Origin of the sequence: Fulvivirga sp. (genome assembly GCF_040218215.1) — a bacterium.
In the GTDB taxonomy this organism is placed as follows: domain Bacteria; phylum Bacteroidota; class Bacteroidia; order Cytophagales; family Cyclobacteriaceae; genus Fulvivirga.
In genome coordinates this window covers 77128-94025 of the sequence record NZ_JAVJQL010000023.1, presented here as the reverse complement: position 1 = coordinate 94025, position 16898 = coordinate 77128, and the positions used below count along the sequence as shown (strand labels likewise).

20 protein-coding genes are annotated in these 16898 nt (G+C 39.7%); 3 read left to right on the top strand and 17 right to left on the bottom strand.

Features of this window, described 5'->3' with window-relative positions; all coding sequences use genetic code 11:
- Positions 1 to 80: 80 nt before the first annotated feature.
- Positions 81 to 956: a MerR family transcriptional regulator gene (locus RIB54_RS16310; protein WP_350101879.1), complete on the bottom strand. Its 876-nt coding sequence runs from the start codon at positions 954 to 956 to the stop codon at positions 81 to 83.
- A gap of 141 nt (positions 957 to 1097) precedes the next feature.
- Between RIB54_RS16310 and fdhD the strand changes: the two genes are divergently transcribed.
- On the top strand, positions 1098 to 1937 hold the full coding sequence (gene fdhD / locus RIB54_RS16305) for a formate dehydrogenase accessory sulfurtransferase FdhD (RefSeq protein ID WP_350101878.1): 840 nt from the start codon (positions 1098 to 1100) through the stop codon (positions 1935 to 1937).
- Positions 1938 to 2024: 87 nt separating this feature from the next.
- Positions 2025 to 2393 (top strand): DUF7009 family protein, encoded by a 369-nt coding sequence (locus tag RIB54_RS16300; protein ID WP_350101877.1) that lies wholly within the window; start codon positions 2025 to 2027, stop codon positions 2391 to 2393.
- 20 nt (positions 2394 to 2413) lie between these two features.
- Here the strand turns inward: RIB54_RS16300 and RIB54_RS16295 are convergent, their stop codons facing one another.
- From RIB54_RS16295 to RIB54_RS16240, 12 genes are all read right to left on the bottom strand, one after another.
- A complete protein-coding gene (locus RIB54_RS16295) occupies positions 2414 to 3073 on the bottom strand; it encodes an energy transducer TonB (RefSeq protein WP_350101876.1) in 660 nt (219 codons plus the stop codon).
- Positions 3074 to 3135: 62 nt separating this feature from the next.
- Positions 3136 to 5859 (bottom strand): formate dehydrogenase subunit alpha, encoded by a 2724-nt coding sequence (fdhF, locus tag RIB54_RS16290; RefSeq protein ID WP_350101875.1) that lies wholly within the window; start codon positions 5857 to 5859, stop codon positions 3136 to 3138.
- Positions 5860 to 5862: 3 nt separating this feature from the next.
- Positions 5863 to 7512, bottom strand: a complete 1650-nt coding sequence (locus RIB54_RS16285; RefSeq protein WP_350101874.1) for an NADH-ubiquinone oxidoreductase-F iron-sulfur binding region domain-containing protein — start codon at positions 7510 to 7512, stop codon at positions 5863 to 5865.
- A gap of 101 nt (positions 7513 to 7613) precedes the next feature.
- The gene (locus RIB54_RS16280; RefSeq protein WP_350101873.1) at positions 7614 to 7967 is read right to left on the bottom strand and encodes a DUF5615 family PIN-like protein; all 354 of its coding nucleotides are present in this window, start codon (positions 7965 to 7967) and stop codon (positions 7614 to 7616) included.
- An 11-nt stretch (positions 7968 to 7978) separates the two neighbouring features.
- Positions 7979 to 8206, bottom strand: coding sequence for a DUF433 domain-containing protein (locus RIB54_RS16275; RefSeq protein WP_350101872.1), 228 nt, complete (start codon positions 8204 to 8206; stop codon positions 7979 to 7981).
- A gap of 204 nt (positions 8207 to 8410) precedes the next feature.
- Positions 8411 to 8815, bottom strand: a complete 405-nt coding sequence (locus RIB54_RS16270) for a UPF0158 family protein (protein WP_350101871.1) — start codon at positions 8813 to 8815, stop codon at positions 8411 to 8413.
- Positions 8816 to 8820: 5 nt separating this feature from the next.
- Positions 8821 to 9201 carry a hypothetical protein gene (locus RIB54_RS16265; protein ID WP_350101870.1) on the bottom strand — a complete coding sequence of 127 codons (381 nt, stop codon included), beginning with the start codon at positions 9199 to 9201 and terminating at the stop codon, positions 8821 to 8823.
- 87 nt (positions 9202 to 9288) lie between these two features.
- Positions 9289 to 9765, bottom strand: coding sequence for a T6SS immunity protein Tdi1 domain-containing protein (locus RIB54_RS16260; RefSeq protein ID WP_350101869.1), 477 nt, complete (start codon positions 9763 to 9765; stop codon positions 9289 to 9291).
- A gap of 247 nt (positions 9766 to 10012) precedes the next feature.
- Positions 10013 to 10990 carry a permease gene (locus tag RIB54_RS16255; RefSeq protein WP_350101868.1) on the bottom strand — a complete coding sequence of 326 codons (978 nt, stop codon included), beginning with the start codon at positions 10988 to 10990 and terminating at the stop codon, positions 10013 to 10015.
- Positions 10991 to 10996: 6 nt separating this feature from the next.
- Positions 10997 to 11233 carry a thioredoxin family protein gene (locus tag RIB54_RS16250; RefSeq protein ID WP_350101866.1) on the bottom strand — a complete coding sequence of 79 codons (237 nt, stop codon included), beginning with the start codon at positions 11231 to 11233 and terminating at the stop codon, positions 10997 to 10999.
- Positions 11234 to 11548: 315 nt separating this feature from the next.
- Positions 11549 to 12148: an SRPBCC family protein gene (locus tag RIB54_RS16245; RefSeq protein WP_350101865.1), complete on the bottom strand. Its 600-nt coding sequence runs from the start codon at positions 12146 to 12148 to the stop codon at positions 11549 to 11551.
- A gap of 4 nt (positions 12149 to 12152) precedes the next feature.
- Positions 12153 to 12617: an SRPBCC family protein gene (locus RIB54_RS16240; protein ID WP_350101864.1), complete on the bottom strand. Its 465-nt coding sequence runs from the start codon at positions 12615 to 12617 to the stop codon at positions 12153 to 12155.
- Positions 12618 to 12767: 150 nt separating this feature from the next.
- Between RIB54_RS16240 and RIB54_RS16235 the strand changes: the two genes are divergently transcribed.
- Entirely contained in the window at positions 12768 to 13748 is a 981-nt protein-coding gene (locus RIB54_RS16235; RefSeq protein WP_350101863.1) for a GlxA family transcriptional regulator, read from the top strand.
- A 200-nt stretch (positions 13749 to 13948) separates the two neighbouring features.
- Here the strand turns inward: RIB54_RS16235 and RIB54_RS16230 are convergent, their stop codons facing one another.
- The 4 genes from RIB54_RS16230 to RIB54_RS16215 form a co-directional block, all read right to left on the bottom strand.
- Positions 13949 to 14935: a hypothetical protein gene (locus RIB54_RS16230; RefSeq protein ID WP_350101862.1), complete on the bottom strand. Its 987-nt coding sequence runs from the start codon at positions 14933 to 14935 to the stop codon at positions 13949 to 13951.
- A 182-nt stretch (positions 14936 to 15117) separates the two neighbouring features.
- Entirely contained in the window at positions 15118 to 15885 is a 768-nt protein-coding gene (locus RIB54_RS16225; RefSeq protein ID WP_350101861.1) for a PD-(D/E)XK nuclease domain-containing protein, read from the bottom strand.
- A 168-nt stretch (positions 15886 to 16053) separates the two neighbouring features.
- Complete coding sequence (locus tag RIB54_RS16220) at positions 16054 to 16572, bottom strand: DUF1697 domain-containing protein (protein WP_350101860.1); 519 nt, start codon at positions 16570 to 16572, stop codon at positions 16054 to 16056.
- A complete protein-coding gene (locus RIB54_RS16215) occupies positions 16569 to 16895 on the bottom strand; it encodes a TfoX/Sxy family protein (RefSeq protein WP_350101859.1) in 327 nt (108 codons plus the stop codon). The genes RIB54_RS16220 and RIB54_RS16215 overlap by 4 nt, the downstream gene beginning before the upstream one ends.
- Positions 16896 to 16898: the final 3 nt, after the last annotated feature.

Below are 16898 nucleotides of genomic sequence, written 5' to 3'. Positions count from 1 at the left end.
ACGTTAAACAAATTTAACCATATGAAATTAAAATGCAAACTAATGTTTAACTAAATTCAAATTGTATTAAACAAAACTTATTAGGTCAATAAGTTTAACAAATCGGCAGGTTGTTCAAATAGTGTGATGCCTTCAGGGATGACACCTTTCTTATTGAACATCGGTTGCCCGGTCATGTAAATGCGTTTGTCTTTGAAGGTTTCTTCTACTACGGCAAGGTATTCTATGAATTTTTTTTCAGAGCCAACATAGGCAACAGAACTTATGAGTATGTCAGGGTTTATCTTGTCGCATACCTTTTTTAGATCGGGAAACGGCACATCCTGACCCAGATAATAGGTTTTATAACCCCTCTTTTTAACAAGGTAATGGATGAATAGCAAGCCTAGTTCATGAAGCTCATTTTCAGGAAGGAATAATACGATCTTTTCTTCTTTGGTAGCCGATTCAATCAGCCCATCAATGGCTACAATCATCTTCTGGCGAATGAGATTGGAAATGAAGTGTTCCTGCACGGGGTTGATCTTATTGGAGAGCCAAAGCACACCAATTTTGCGCAAGAAGGGATACACGATGTGATTGATTGTCTCCTCAAATCCTTTTTTTAGGATGCAGCTCGAAAGGGTCTTTTCAAATTTATCCTCATCAAGATCAACCATGCATATGGTAAGCTGATCGATGAAAATTTCATTTTCAGGTTTTACATCATTGGCGAGATCCTGAATCTTCGCGCAAAGCTCCGCCTCGGTCAGGCTGGCAATTTTCGAAATTTTTAAACCCTGATTATAGAGAATGGAGACATTAAGGATTTGCTTCAGGTCTTTGTCTGAATAAAATCTTATGTTGGTGTCTGACCTTTCAGGACTGATAAGATTGTGTCTCTTTTCCCAAATTCTTATGGTATGGGCTTTTATACCCGTCAACGCCTCAAGTTCCTTAATAGAATAATTTGCCATCTCTTTTCGCTAATCTCCTGATTAACAACATACTGTTTACAATGTTATAAAATTATTTTTTATGCCATAACAACTTGTGACTTCATCTGAAGTGCTCAGCTTATCCGTTCATCTCTTCTGCGAATTTCGTAAATTTAAACTATGGTAAATACAACCGTTGGAGCAACTGAAGTTATCAAGGTTTCAGGTAAACAAAGGAATCAGCAACCGGATCTTTTGGCTGTTGAAGAGCCTTTGGAAATCAGGTTAAACTATGGGCCCTTGGAGTCAAGGCAGGAGAAGGCCATAGCGGTAACTATGCGCACACCCGGCCATGACCATGAGCTGGCGTTAGGGTTCTTATCTACTGAAGGGATTGTAAAGTCGAAAGGTGAAATAGTAAGCATCTCGCATTGTGAAAGTGTAAAAGAGGAAGAGCGTGGTAATGTAGTTAAGGTAGCTTTGCACCCTGAAGTTGAATTTGATATAAAGCAGTTGGCGCGGCATTTCTATACCAACTCCAGCTGTGGTGTTTGTGGTAAGGCTTCTATTGAGTCAGTGGAAACAGGTTGTCGGGTGATTATCAATCAGGATGTGTTTACTGAAAAGATGATGCATGAGGCACCTGATAAACTAAGGGCTGCTCAAAAGGTGTTTGAATATACGGGTGGACTTCATGCAGCGGGCTTTTTTAATTTGATGGGTGAATTGGAGATGATGCGTGAAGATGTGGGCAGGCATAATGCCTTAGATAAATTGATAGGTGCTGGTATTGAAATGGAGAAGGACTTAAGTCATGGTTTTGTGCTGGTTAGTGGCAGGGCCAGTTTTGAATTGATTCAGAAGGCAGCTATGGCCAGTATTCCGGTATTGGCCGCAGTAGGTGCACCCTCCAGTTTGGCGGTGGACTTGGCAAAAAAAATGAATATGACCTTGCTGGGTTTTGTAAGGAACAATAGTTTTAATATTTATTGTGGTGTGCAGCGAGTTCAAAGTTCTTAGTTCAATGTTTAAAGTTGAGGAGTATCGCACTAATAACATTGTAATTGAAACTTGGAACATAGAACTTTAAACTTATAATAAGTAGTAATGAAGATTAGAATTCAGGGAAATACAATCAGGTTCAGATTGACCAAACAGGAGGTTAGCGACTTTGCAGAACTTGGTGAAGTCAAAGACAAAGTTGAATTTGGAAGTTCAGCCTTAGTCTATCAGCTGATCAGACATCCTAAAGATGATTTTTCGGTTGATTTTGTGAGAGGTGTAATCTCCGTAAATGTGCCAGAGAGCATTGTCAATGGCTGGGCTGAAACAGAACAGGTTGGTTTTGATAGTGAGATCGTTTATCCCAACGGACAAAACCTTTCTTTATTAGTGGAGAAAGATTTTCAATGCCTTATCCCGAGAAAGGAAGATGAGAGTGATTTGTATGCTAATCCGAGGGCAGTTGACAATTAACAAATGGCAATTATCAATATCTACTCTTCTTTGTGAGAAGGATTGAAAATTAAGGGTAGGATGAGTTTGGATTTAATGGGTCTTCCTCTTTGTTTGGCAGGATCAAATTTGAATTGAAGTTGATTTATAACTCTTAACGCTTCATCATTGACAACTGGATTAGTACTCTTTACTATTTTTGGTTTTGAAATATTTCCTGCTGTGTCAATTTCAATTGACACATAAGCTTTGGCCTTACTTGTAAGGTTTTTTGGTATTCTTAATTCATTTAGAATTGAATTATAGAATTTTTCATATCCACCAATTGGAGTCGCTTGTTCTTCCAGTATTATCCCAACAAATATCTCTTCTTCAGATTCAATAGAGTCATTTAAATAAACTTCGACAGAATCGATTCTCTGTAATTTAATATCTTGTGCTTGGACAGCCCCCGATATGCTAGCTAAGGTAATGGCAGTTGAAGCTGCATACTTTATAAATTTTTTATCGAGTTGTGATTTCTTAAATATTCCACATATTGGAGTGTCTGAATTAGACAGCTTTTCTTCTAAAGCACTTTTTGTGAACTTTCTGAAGTCGTGAACTTTATTTTGACATTTGGAGCAGAATGATTCCTCTCCATTGAAATCGATGTTTTCTGTACACGAAAATGCCAGATTGATGTTTGAGACTTTCTTCATTTAATATAGTAAACAGCAAAGGAACGAAAAGTCACAACTTTGAACTGAGAACATTGAACTAATTAAACTAGCTGCTTATACTTCCCTTTACTCTTCCTTACTCTGCACATCACCACTTTATATTCCGGGCACATGGCTTCGCTGTCATGCACATCGCTGGTAATGTTATTGAGCATAATTTCAGGGAAATGAAAGGTAGAGCTCATTACTCGAGGCTTCACTTCATCAGTTATAAACGCTTTAATATCTACCTTACCTCTTGGTGATTCCACACATACCATCTGACCATCCTCAATCAGGTTGTCAGCGGCATCTTTAGGGTTAATCATAAGCACGTCTTCAGTCAAAATATCCACATTGCCTGTTCTTCGCGTCATGGTGCCACAGTTGTAATGCTCCAACTCTCTGTTAGTGGTGATGATGTAAGGGTAATCCTTACCATGCGTTTCTACTTCGGTAGATTCTTTGAAGTTCTGGAAAGTGAACTTGCCTAATCCTCTTTTAAACTCAGTGATGTGCAGCATTGGTGTATCCTTGCCACCCTCAAATACCGGCCACTGCAATCCATTATCACCTAAATTGTCCCAGGTAATGCCCATAAAGAATGGTACAATCTGTGAGATTTCTTCCAGCATTCCCTCGGGTGTGTATGGGGGTTGCGGATAACCCATGCGGTTCATTAAGTCCACTATGATTTCACCATCTGATTTGGTCCCTTCCAATGGTTCTACTACTTTCTTAACACGCTGCACTCTGCGCTCACCATTGGTGAATGTGCCGTTCTTTTCTAAAAATGATGCCCCCGGTAAAATGACTGTAGCATGCTTGGCGGTCTCGGTCATAAATATCTCCTGAACAACAAGCAATTCCAGGCTGTCCATGGCCTTCATTACCTTTTGAGTATTGGGGTCGGTTTGTACCACATCCTCACCAATGAGCCAAAGGGCTTTCAAGTCACCTTTGATGGCAGCATCAAACATTTCAGGAATTTTATAACCGATATGGCTGGGCACATTCGCATTGTAGAAGGTATTGTATCGTGCATTGATCTCCGGATTGGTCACATCTAAATAACCGGCACCCTGATGTGGCTGCGCCCCCATATCCGCTGCACCCTGTACATTGTTCTGACCTCTTAATGGGTTCATTCCGGCTCCTTTCTTACCAATATTTCCGGTAATCATGGCTAAATCAGCAATAAGCTGCACGGTAAATGTACCTTGGCTGTGCTCAGTAACGCCTAGACCATGGAATTCCATAGCGGCATTCGCTTTAGCATAGGCCAAACTCGCTTCTTTCACCAAGTCTTTATCAACACCCGTAATGGCTGCCAGCTCATCCATATCGAGTTTCAGGATTTCTTGTTTAAACTCTTCAAACCCTTCCGTTCTCTTCGCCACAAAGTCTTTGTCCATCACATCTTCATTGATGATGTAATACAGCATCATGTTCAATAGCGCGACATTCGTACCCGGACGAAGCTGCAAATGATACTTGGCGTACTTGGCCAATTCTATTTTTCTAGGATCAATAACGATACCCATTGTGCCCTTCATCAACTTCTGCTTGATCTTAGCACCTGTTACCGGGTGAGCGTCTGTTGGGTTCGCACCAATCACAAGAATACAATCGGTATACTTCAGATCATCAATGGAGTTAGTAGCAGCACCTGTACCAAAGGCACGCTGCATGCCCAAAGCCGTAGGAGAGTGGCATACCCTCGCACAGCAGTCGATGTTATTTGTACCTACTACCGCACGCATAAACTTCTGCATCAGATAGTTCTCTTCATTAGGTGTACGTGCAGAAGATATTCCTGCTATGGAATCCGGGCCATGATCAGCGATAAGCTGTTTGAATTTGTCGGTGATGAAATCATACGCCTCATCCCAGGTAGCTTCTTCAAACTCACCATTACGTTTAATCAATGGCGTTCTCAGCCTATCAGGGTGGTTATAGAATTTGAACGCATATCTTCCCTTAAGGCATGTATGTCCACCATTGGCGGCAGCATCATAAGGTGCCTGAATGGATAGTATCTCTCCATTTCTGGTAGAAACCTCCAGGTTACAACCAACACCACAATAGGTACATACCGTTCTGGTTTTCTCAGCTTTAGCTACCGACTTGGATTCAAATACATCGCTAATAGCTGAAGTTGGACAGGCCTGCGCACAAGCACCGCAGCTTACACAATCCGATTCTTTAAAAGACTGGTCATGCCCTTTGATAATGTGACTGTCAAACCCACGGCCGGCCATGTTCAATACAAACTCACCCTGCACTTCATCGCATGCACGTACACAGCGGTAGCAATTGATGCACTTCGATAAATCGGAAGTCATGTAAGGGTGAGAAAGGTCTTTTTCTCGGTGGAGGTGTGTTTCACCTTCAGGGTAGCGCACATCCCTGATGCCCACACTGGCTGCTACATCCTGCAATTCGCAATTGCCATTTACCTCACAAGTAAGGCAGTCCAGCGGATGATCTGTAAGTACTAATTCTATTATGTTTTTTCTAAGCTTCTGGATATTGGGCGAGTCAGGATAGAGGTACATTCCCTCTTGCATCGGGCTGTGGCAGCTGGCCATGGCTTTGGTTTTACCCTCTTTTTGCAACGCTACATCCACACTGCACACCCTACAGCTACCAAAAGGCTCCAGGTTAGGAGCGTCACATAAAGTAGGTACAGATTTTTTGCCGTTGTGCCTGCGAAGGAACGAAAGCATGGTTTCACCTTCATGAATGGGATAAGCCTTGTCGTTGATGTATGCTACCTTACTCATATCCTATTTTTCAAAATGTTTATTCAATTCATCGCCAAAATACTGGAGTGCATTTTTTGCCGGAAGCGGAATGCCACCGCCATGTGCGCACAAACTTCCCTGTTGTAGGGTAGACAATAAATCGTCAAATAATTCTCTCGATATTTTATAATCACTATCCGCTGACTTCTTTAACATTTCATGTGCCCTTTTCGTGCCTAATCGGCATGGGAAGCACTTTCCACAGCTTTCAAAAGAAGCGAACTCAAACAGATGTTCTAAATACTTAATCATTTGGAAGTCTTCCGGAATACTTACCACAGACGCATGACCTAACAAAAAGCCATTGCTGGCAAAAGACTCAAAATCAACATTCAAATCTTTGATTTTATCTACGGGCACAATGCCGCCTAATGGACCACCAATGTGCAATGCCTTCACTTCCTTCTTAAAACCGCCAGCCATTTCATATACCACCTTGGCCAGAGGAGTGCCCATTTCTACTTCGTAGATACCGGGGTTATTGAAGAAACTATCACAGCAAATGAGCTTCGTTCCGGATGATTTTTCCGTTCCTAATTTTTTGTAAGCCTTGCCACCATTTTTGATGATGAAGTGCAATGCCGCTAATGTCTCTACATTGTTAACTACGGTGGGTTTGTTGAACAAACCTTGCGTGGTAGGGAAGGGCGGACGGGTACGCACTTCCGGGCGTTGTCCTTCTATAGAGTTGATTAATGCTGTTTCTTCACCGCAGATGTAAGCACCTTGCGCACGAATAACTTTCAGATCAAAATTGAAATTTGCACCCAGTATATTCTCACCCAAATAACCATGATCCCGAAGCTCTTGAATGGCAGCTTCCACAATGGTTACCGATTCAGGATATTCACCACGGATGTATACAATGCCCCATGATGCTCCGGTAACATAGCCGGATATGATCATCCCAAACAATACAGAATGTGGCCGTTCTTCCATTAAATAGCGATCGGAATAAGCTCCCGGATCACCTTCATCGGCATTACAGATAATAAATTTAGTATCGTTTTCTTCGTTTTTGCAGCTTTCTAATTTGAATCCCATTGGGAAGCCTGCACCACCACGACCACGAATGGACGAGGTTTTAATTTCTTCTAATATTGCTTCGCGTGATTTTGCTAATGCCGCTTTCAACACGGCATAATGTGCATCGAAACCTTCATATGGAGCTGTAAGCACAGGGTTGTCACTCACCACATTATAAGTGTCCTTGGCAGGTGCTTTTGTGTTGATGATATTTTCAATTTCTAAAGCAGACTTAGCTGAGTAGTTAGTCCCATTGTAATGAAATGCTCCATTCTCATGGCATCGACCAAGGCAGGTCATATGGCCAATTTCATCGGCTTTAAATTTCTTTGACAGCGTATCGTGAACTTCCTTTTGCGTGCCAGCACAAAGGCAAGCCGAGCCATTGCACACATAGACTTTCTTACCCTGATTTTCGGGCTTCATAAAATCATAGAAAGTGGTAGTGCCGTAAGTGGAAGACTTGCCAATCAGAAATTCTTTGGCCAGAGCATCAAGATCAGCCTTTTTAGGCGTTCCTGTTTCAGAAGCCAGTTGCCCCATTTTCTCAAACAGGTTATCGACAACTCCTTTACGACCGGATAATTCACTTAAATTTTTAGACATACTGCTTTTTTAGTAGTGCAAACCTTTGAACTCACTCCAAAGGCCTATTATCAACTACTAAATTTACTTTCAACTGGGGAGGAATGCAATTAGCTGGAGGGTTAATATTTTTTCTGTCTAATCGTGTTGGAGTCGATAACGGTTAAAGTATGTTCAAGTGAAACAGTCTTTTTAGAAAGGAGCTCTTCTAAAATCTTTGCAGTCTCTAATGGTTCGGTTGGCTGAACTCTGATGAAAACGACAACGGCTTGCGGCTTGTATCCATGTTTGAAAATTAATTCACCGTAATCGCTATCATAAGTTATAATTGTCCTGTTCTCATCAATAGCAATATGCATAACCTGTTCGTCCGTAATACCGGGATCGTCAACTCCAATTGCCTTAACGTCATAACCTTTTGATTTGAGATAGGTGATACTGGAGAATGGAACATTCTCATTGGCTAGGTACTTCAAGTAGGTTAAATTTAAGAATTAGTGTATAAAAGTCCGTCCTTTAAGCATTCTTGAATATAGGAGAAAACAGCCTTTAGTGATTCCTGGTTTACCCGAGGATAATTTTCAAGAATTTGTTGTTCTGTCCATCCTTGAGCCAGTAGTCCAATGATATGTTCAACGGATACGCGAGTGCCTTTTATTGTCGGTTTACCCAACAGTACAGCTTCATCCGCTACTATATGTTTTCTCCATTCCATATTTAAATTTACGAAATTTCTTAGTTCAGCCTTACTTACCAACGTGTTTATAACAATAAATGACCTATTGTTTTTTTTAAAAAGGGAGGCTTAAGCTTATCACTATCAGGCGCAGAGGACTCTGAGATAACTATAATCAGAGTCCGTTGTGGGTGATTCCCATTGTAGGAATACGGACACTAATGGAACACGTGACGGCATTAGTTAACCAAGTTGTTCGTAAACCCAATCAATGTTTGCCTGCTGTTTGAAGTCAAACCAATTCTGGCGATACTTTGAGTCGTCAATGGCCCATTTGAATTTACTGAATGGTTTGCGTTCAGAAAGAAGTTCTAGTAACCTATCTCTAAATTTGCTGTCGGTTAAAGAATTTGCAAAATCCTCCATTACCTGAAATCCTTGTAGCGAATCCATCTTTACAAACCGTTGATAGTTGTCAGGGTCTGCTTCAATTTGGTCAATAATTTGTTGAAAAGAATCAGGCTCAAAGTATTCACCTTCAGGATCAGGATAGTATTCTATCCTTCCAGTGGGTTTGTGAAAAAAGCAGACATGCCCGCAATCCAGTAGCTCGGCTATTTCTGAAATATTTTGTTTCGTTGGTGTCATTGAAATTAGCTAATGGCCACAATTAAGCTCGTGATCAGTTGAATTAAAGCTACAGGTGCCCAAATACGTTCTATCTTACTGGGAGTAATTGTATTCATTATTGTTCCGATCACAAAAAATACGACAACAACCCAAATACCAATTCCGGAAATTGCATTTAGTTGGGGAAACATCAAGTTAGCTTCGGATAATACAACTGCTGCAATAAAGGCTAGAATAAGCATATTCAACACAGCAACGATTCTCATTTTAGGGGGATATCTACCTGGATATTTTCCGCCCATCGATGCTTTGCCCCATGGAACACCTGCTGCCAGACAACCCTGAAAAATGATTACAATCACGGTTAATATGGTAAAGATAATGGCCGCGACAGTTTCTAACATCTCCTATGCATTTATTTATTCGATTCTAATTGCGCTAGGGGTTAATGCACTCGTTTTGGAAACGAGCGCCAGCTGAGGCTGTTGCCCCTAGTCCACAATCTTTATTTCTACTTTCGTCCCGTCTGGCAGATCTTTAATTTGTCTATGGACGTCTCCAAGGTAACTGAAATGCTTTTTAATGCTTAACGGTGCAAAATTGTCTACCGTATAGCCACCACCGATGATAGGTAGTTTATAGTACGAGTAAAGTTGTCCGTCCTTTAATTTTTTGTTTGAAAGTCTTAACTCGGTTGTCAAGTCAATCATGAACCACTCATTTACTTGTTCAACGTTTTTTAGTTTCTCTTCAAAGTCCTCAATTGTGTTAGCTACTAATTTGAGTTCGCCACCTCCAACGTCAAGCCAATAAACTCTTTTGTTATTGTCAGTTAAGAACATGTCGCCAATTGTCGAAACTAGTAATACCTCTTTGTCTGTCCCGATTAGCCAAGTCCAGCTTTCCGTCAGCTTGGCAGAAGTATCGTTATTGAACTTTACAATTAAGTCGTCTAGGGTTCCTTTCATCTTGTTCTAAGTTGGAGAATTTGTCCAGGGGCAGTTGGGCACAACAAGCGAATAGTCACAATTACTGCTATACACTAATAACGACAACTAATATATTAAATTAGATATTGGTTTTTTACAAAATACAGACTAAACAATGAATTTATCATTTAGGGTGCCGATCACTATTGAGTTGCAGAAATTTGAAAACTGATTTTTGATGCCTAAAGCAGCGCAGTCGTCTAATCATTTAGAAATTGGTGCTTTCCTACAATAGCATATTAAACAAATAACCAGATATGATAATGCATAATGTTACCACCCCAAAAAAGGTGGCTATCAGCTTAAAGGTCATTATCTTCTTTAAAAGCATTGCCTCGGGCAGTGATAAGCCTACAACACCCATCATAAAGGCAATTGCAGTACCTAGGGGAATTCCTTTGGCCACCAACACCTGAACAACGGGAAGGATGCCAGCCGCATTGGAGTACATAGGAATGGCGAAAATAGTAGCTATGGGCACTGCAAACAGATTGTCTTTATCCATGTACTGCTCAAAAAAACCTTCAGGTACATATCCGTGCATCAATCCGCCTATGGCAATGCCTATGATCACATAAGGCATTACTCCTTTTAGAATCGTGGTCACTTCTGACCAAATTATGGGCAGCCGCTTCCTGAGGGTAAGTTGCTCATTTTTGAATTTATCCTGTTCTCTTTGAGAATTGGCCAGGATCTCCTTTACCCATGGCGTTAACAGGTTTTCCAATTTCAGCTTTTGAAGAATAATGCCCGATATAGTGCCCAGCATCACGCCACTTACCACGTAGATGATGGTGGTCTTTATGCCAAACAGGCCTACAAACAGACCTATGGCTACTTCATTTACTAGTGGGGAAGTAATTAGGAAAGCAAAGGTGACACCCAGCGGAATACCACCCTTTACAAATCCAATAAATAGTGGCACTGAGGAGCATGAGCAGAACGGAGTAACCACCCCAAAAAGACTGGCCATTAAGTATTCCAATCCGTAAAGCTTATTTCTTGAAAGGAAGTTTTTGACCCTGTCAATTGGGAAATAACTGTTGACTACCCCCATAAAGAAGATAACAGCTACCAGTAGAATGGAGATTTTAGTGACATCATAGATAAAGAAGTTCAAAGCTTCAGCTAAATGCTCTCCTTTATCTAAATGAAATACATCATATACCAGCCAATCTGCGATGGCCTGTGCCCAATCAAACATAACTAGTTAATTTAAGAGGGCTAATATTTCCTCTTTAGAAGGTATTCTGCCTTTGGTTTTTATCTCGTTGTCAATAACCAATGCCGGGGTAGCCATTACATTAAATTTCATGATCTCCTCAATGTCTTCAACTTTCTCAATAGTTGCGTCAATGTGATTTTCAGAAACTACATCTTTTACCAACCCGGTTAGAGACTGGCATCTTGCACACCCTGTACCTAATATTTTAATAGACTTTGTCATGATTTCCCTGTTTTAATGATATCGTAAAGTTACGATTGGTCAGCAGCGCATAACATGATAATTATCAACTAAAATCATTCTTTTAGGCAGCAAAATCTGGGGTTTTGTTTTGGGAATTCCTGACTTCCTATGCCCTACATTTGAGATGAAGAAATAAAATATGGTTATCACTATGGGCATAGTGCGGCAGTCGCCACGTAAAAAGATTGCTTCTCCTGATTGTCGTATGAATCGCAAAGACGCAAGCTTGCGCTGGGGGTGTGACTGAAGGTATAGCAGTTTAGAATTCTAAATCGCTATATCTAATTGGTAATATTAATTCAGATGCCATTTCTCTGCCAGTTCAGCATTAAACCCATCCTTATCTTTGGGATTAGGCTCTCCTTTGCCAGTTTCTATAAGTTTATAAAGGCTGCTAGTAATGTAACCAGTCCAGGCGTCATTACAAACCTCATAGCATTCATAAGTTGGTACCAAACCTTTGTGTGTAAACCTGACCTTGGTTTTGCCTGATTCTTCAATTATCTCAAAAATCAGCTGAGTATCAACCCACTCGGTTTTGTCGCTAATGAAATTAAATTCATTTTCTAACACTTGATAAACAAGCCTTTTATTTTCCACCATCTCCACCAATTTCATTTTACACAAGTGAATGTCTTTATAATGGTAGAAAAACGCTTCATTGAGCTGATCAGTTGGGCCATCTATTTCTTCTGACCACCAGGCACGGAAATTTTTGATAGCATTATAGGCCTTTGCAGGAGAAGCCTCCACAACGATGTTAGCGGTATAATCTTGATTGTTCATAATGATTTGATTTTGATTGTTGTCAATAGGTTGAGTTGTTGTTTGCTGGCCATAGCTGGTATGCATAATGGCTAACAAGCAGGATATAAGAATAATTATCTGTTTCATGGGATCAGGCGGTTATGGGCTCATTTACAATTTTTTTAAAGGCATTCAGATATTCCGTCCAAGCCTTTGAACAATTGTTATAGCATTCAATTTGCGGAACCAGGCCACGGTGTGTAAAGGTTACTTCTGTTTTAGATCCCTTACTTTTAATATCAAAACTTATCGTTGTATCGATCCATTCTTCAGGGTCAGAAAGAAAGGTAAGCTTACTTTCAGTCACAATCCATTCTATTCTCGATGATGGTTCAAGGGCGATAAGTTTCATTCTTGTAAAATGCATCCCGTTACCGGCCAGAAAGGTGAACTCGTCATTGAGCTTTTTGCTCTCTCCGGTAATGGTCTCTTCATAAAATCCTACCCACCACTGCCTAACATCAAGCAGTAATTTGCACATCTCTTCTGCCGATTTTGAAGTTTCGAAGTGATAGGTAAAGCTGTCGGTTATTGGATTTTTGGTATGTGTTGTCATCACTTATTGGTTTGGTTATTAAACATTGGATTCTGCTTGATAATACAAAGCTATGGTCTTGATATGCCTTTTAAAATGGGCTATATAGACATTGTTATGGGTTGATTTGGACATGGTGTATGTTTAATTTTGAATCAAAATTACGCTGAGATGAAGCATCTATCGATCATTGTGCCTAATGGCGAAAATAACCTGAGCAGCATTGTTGGTACTTATAAGATATTTACCCGCGCCAATGAGATCTGGAAAAACAAAAATCAGGAAGAACGCTTTAAAATTGAACTTGTGGGCACTGCCGAAAATATTGATTTTCATGGGGGTATCTTTTCAGTGAAAACACACACCAACTTAGCGAGGACTAATAAGACTGATCTGATCATTATTCCTTCCCTCAATCACAATTATGAACTAGCCCTTCTTGAAAATGACGAGCTTGCCCATTGGCTGGTTAAACAATATAAGGAGGGTGCTTCTGTTGCCAGTATTTGTACGGGCGCATTTTTACTGGCATCCACAGGCTTGCTTGATGGCAAAAGTTGCTCTACACATTGGTCAGTAGATGCAGCATTCAGGCATAGATTTCCTAAGATTGATCTCAAAACAGATAAATTGATAACCGATGAAGATGGCATCTATACCAATGGGGGAGCCTTTTCATTTTTGAATTTGATCATTTATCTCGTTGAAAAATATTTTGATAGAGTAACTGCGTTGCATTGTGTTAAGATTTTTCAGATTGATGTGGACAGAAATATGCAGTCGGAGTTCAGGATTTTTAATGGGTATAAAAATCATGGTGATGAGGAGGTCATTGAAGCGCAGACTTATTTTGAATCCAACTACCAGGATAAGATTTCGATTAGCGATCTTACCGATCAGCTTAGTATTGGCAGAAGGAGTTTTGACAGGCGTTTTAATAAAGCAACAGGCATTACCCCACTGGAATATCTACAGCGCGTAAAAATAGAAGCAGCCAAAAAATCTTTGGAAAACACAAGGAAGACAGTGAACGAGGTGATGTTTGACGTTGGATATTCAGATGTTAAGGCGTTTCGTGAAGTATTCAGAAGAATAACGGGAATGTCGCCATTGACTTATAAGGCCAAGTATAATAAAGCAGCGTTTATTTAAGCAATGAGTTGAGATAAGAATATGCAAGGCTGAAAATGATCTGCTTCATAGACTTAAGGAATAGGGTTTTCTGATAGATTCAGAAACAGATTTGAAGAGCTTCGGGATATCTACAAAAAGGACTCAAAATATCATGACTTTGAGTGTTGGAATGCACTCGTTTTGGAAACGAGCGCAAGCTGGGTATTGTGCGTTTGTTATTAATTCTTGGCAGATTTTGTATCGTGTTTTGTTTTGTTGTATTTTAAATTGATAAACACTAAGTGAGTTTCAACATTTTTCTTATCATCATTTTGATGCGGCATTCTAAAACGAAACTCGTTTTCTTTGTTTCTATTTACTGAACTGAAATTTTCTTGCAAATATTCTTCCGTTTTGTCTAAGATGGTGGTTAAATTCTTATGATAGCTGAATACAATTATGCCACAAAAGTTGTTATGCCAGCCTAAATAGCCTCCAACTTGATCTATCGCATCTTTTAAAGTCTTTATACCATCCCAAACTTTTAACTCAAAGATGTGTTCGTTAAGCCCGTCTTTCGTTTTGATAAGAATGTCAGTTTTGCCTTTATAATTTTTCGCTTCCGCAAAAACTCGTCCTTGAAAGATTACATTCAAAGGTGTTTTTATTTTTGCACGAATATTTTCCTCATTCAATCCTTGATACTCTTGTGGTTGGTTTTGCATGTCAACTGTTAAGTGCTCCAGTTTAGCGCATATTCTTTTGAATTGATTTGCATCTTGGTTTTTCCCGTCAGTTACTAATGGCTTTGGTGTTTTCCCGAATTTATTCTGTAACCAGTCATCAAAATTTTCGTCAGACACGAAACCCATTATGCCTTTGTTTAAACATGCGTTTCGCATTCGCAGAATTCCGGTAGGTCCAAAACCCAAATAGTAGTTTGAACCACAGTCTTTAGCAATAAACCACTCATCGGCAATATTTACAGCGATATGAATCACCGCTGGTAATTCATCAACATAACCGTAAGAGAAAAATATTTTGTAGGAGTCATCCGCTCGTTTTTGAAATTCTTCAAGTCCTTCTAAACAATTCCAAATTCCTTCAGGGTTGACTTCTTCGTGAAACTCGTAATAAAAAATATTATTGTAATGTCCATTTTCAATGAGCTCAGCTAATTTGTAAGCATTGTTACTGATTATTGAAAGATCGGTAAATGATTTCATCTCTTGTTAGTCAATTTGAAATAAGCAGGTCTCCATGGAATGACACACAACGTTTTGCAGCTACCCGAGGGTGGCGATTTCGAAGCACTTCACTTCAATCAAGCACAAACTTTGATAGAAGCACAAAGCTTTATTTAAACAATGAACCGCCACTTTTGGGTAGGTGCTGTTATGCACTGCCATTAGTTGTCGGGTTTAATTATTATTTCAACAATAAAGTCTTCATCTTCTTGATTTAAGTCGTTCTGAATACCTTTTGGGTTTGTAATTCGTCCTTCCGGGTCATAGGTAAAACATATAAGTCTTTTACAGTCTGGATGGGCTTTGTATTTAGCTTTGTCTTCAATAAGTTGTTTTCCTAAATCCTTGTCTGCTAATCCCTGTCTTGTCATTTTAACTTCTATGACAAGTTGTTCATTTTTCAATAAAAAGTCCATTCTGGAAGAACCACCAGCATAACTTGGTGTCCATTCTTCTTTTCTTATATCATCAAAGTGAAGTTTTAGCAAACAATGTAAAAGGTCTTGAACATCATATTCGTCTTGAACATCTAATGTTGGTTTTGAATTGTATCTCTTCCTTAACTGAACAACTACGGAATGAAACCTGTCAAAAATCACTTTAAGCAAATCAGCTTGAGTTAAAGGCTTATTTGTTTTGATAGGTGTTGCGGTGTAACAAGCTTTAAGGGCTGCAATTAGTTTTGTATGATGTCTTTCAAAATCGTCTTGTTTATATCCCGATATAAATCTGTCATCAAATTTTTTGTAAAGTCTGAATACAGAACTGTTTTCTCCAAAATTTTGAATAATAAAATCTTCAACCGTAGCTATCCAAGCTAAAAATTCATCAGATGGTTTGCTATAAACTCCATACTGACTTCTATAGCTATTGTTAGCAAATGAGTATGTTTGACCTTGAGATATCAATTCGTCTATTCTTTCTTTCATTCAGCGTCTTGTCTTTTATGGTTGTGCACAACAAGCGCATACTAACAATTGCTACTATACACTAATAACAACAACTAATATATTAAATTTAATATTGGCATTTTTATAAAAGCGAGCCAAATTTCAGATGATGGATGAAGGAAAGGTCAGAGCGGTTGTCTTAAAATATCATGACACCATTTCAAGCAGTTTGTTTATGGTGTTGAGGTTTCTGGCGGTCATGGTTACGCCCTTGAAAGCTTTGCCTACTTTCTCCACCAGTTTCGAGCGACCAATACCATCAGGTGCATAAAGGTAAAATACCTTGCCTATGAGCTTGTACTCCTCTGAGTCTGCCTTAAGCGAGTCGAGCAGTTCAAAGTCCGGTGACTGCGGCTCTATATCAAAAAAGAAGAAATGCACGGTCTTGCCCTCGTCAGTCTCGTAAGGGTTGTCTGCCGCAGCTTTTTCAAGGTCTTCTTTACTCAAAATAAAAATATGGGGCTTGAAGCCCCATTTGCCTTCAATAAGTTGCCCAATATCATTCCCGCTTTCAGTGGTGCTTTGAAAAACCACATTGCCACTTTGGATATAGGTTTTCACATTGGTGTAGCCGGCATCTTCCAAGAGTTTTGTGAGTTCTTTCATAGGAACAATGTGCTTGCCCCCAACATTAATGCCTCTTAAAAGTGCGATCTGGGTGTTCATTTCTTCTTCTTTTTTGGTTTTGGTTCTGGCAGTTCTTTGAGCGTAATACGCACCAACTCACTCAACCATTCACTGTCTTCTAACTTATCTTCTATCAAAAAACTGTTTTTGGCTCCTGGGTAGGGTGGAGCTTCCACAACATCTTTAATAAATGCACGACCCGCCTGCGTTGGCTTAATAAAAAGCTTGTTGTCACAGATGAGCCCGAAAATCTTCTTATCACTAAAAATAGCATACTCCCCAAACATTTTACGGGTGGTTACTTCCCCAGCGTTTTTAACCTGGTCGGCTACAAAGTCAACAAATTTTTGGTCAGAGGCCATAGC

Coding starts and splice junctions, on each gene's coding strand:
- RIB54_RS16225 (WP_350101861.1), bottom strand. CDS start 15,885: ATGAAAGAAAGAATAGACGAATTGATATCTCAAGGTCAAACATACTCA.
- RIB54_RS16265 (WP_350101870.1), bottom strand. CDS start 9,201: ATGTTAGAAACTGTCGCGGCCATTATCTTTACCATATTAACCGTGATT.
- RIB54_RS16215 (WP_350101859.1), bottom strand. CDS start 16,895: ATGGCCTCTGACCAAAAATTTGTTGACTTTGTAGCCGACCAGGTTAAA.
- RIB54_RS16250 (WP_350101866.1), bottom strand. CDS start 11,233: ATGACAAAGTCTATTAAAATATTAGGTACAGGGTGTGCAAGATGCCAG.
- RIB54_RS16240 (WP_350101864.1), bottom strand. CDS start 12,617: ATGACAACACATACCAAAAATCCAATAACCGACAGCTTTACCTATCAC.
- RIB54_RS16260 (WP_350101869.1), bottom strand. CDS start 9,765: ATGAAAGGAACCCTAGACGACTTAATTGTAAAGTTCAATAACGATACT.
- RIB54_RS16235 (WP_350101863.1), top strand. CDS start 12,768: ATGAAGCATCTATCGATCATTGTGCCTAATGGCGAAAATAACCTGAGC.
- RIB54_RS16310 (WP_350101879.1), bottom strand. CDS start 956: ATGGCAAATTATTCTATTAAGGAACTTGAGGCGTTGACGGGTATAAAA.
- fdhD (WP_350101878.1), top strand. CDS start 1,098: ATGGTAAATACAACCGTTGGAGCAACTGAAGTTATCAAGGTTTCAGGT.
- RIB54_RS16230 (WP_350101862.1), bottom strand. CDS start 14,935: ATGAAATCATTTACCGATCTTTCAATAATCAGTAACAATGCTTACAAA.
- RIB54_RS16220 (WP_350101860.1), bottom strand. CDS start 16,572: ATGAACACCCAGATCGCACTTTTAAGAGGCATTAATGTTGGGGGCAAG.
- RIB54_RS16295 (WP_350101876.1), bottom strand. CDS start 3,073: ATGAAGAAAGTCTCAAACATCAATCTGGCATTTTCGTGTACAGAAAAC.
- RIB54_RS16270 (WP_350101871.1), bottom strand. CDS start 8,815: ATGACACCAACGAAACAAAATATTTCAGAAATAGCCGAGCTACTGGAT.
- fdhF (WP_350101875.1), bottom strand. CDS start 5,859: ATGAGTAAGGTAGCATACATCAACGACAAGGCTTATCCCATTCATGAA.
- RIB54_RS16255 (WP_350101868.1), bottom strand. CDS start 10,990: ATGTTTGATTGGGCACAGGCCATCGCAGATTGGCTGGTATATGATGTA.
- RIB54_RS16300 (WP_350101877.1), top strand. CDS start 2,025: ATGAAGATTAGAATTCAGGGAAATACAATCAGGTTCAGATTGACCAAA.
- RIB54_RS16275 (WP_350101872.1), bottom strand. CDS start 8,206: ATGGAATGGAGAAAACATATAGTAGCGGATGAAGCTGTACTGTTGGGT.
- RIB54_RS16285 (WP_350101874.1), bottom strand. CDS start 7,512: ATGTCTAAAAATTTAAGTGAATTATCCGGTCGTAAAGGAGTTGTCGAT.
- RIB54_RS16245 (WP_350101865.1), bottom strand. CDS start 12,148: ATGAAACAGATAATTATTCTTATATCCTGCTTGTTAGCCATTATGCAT.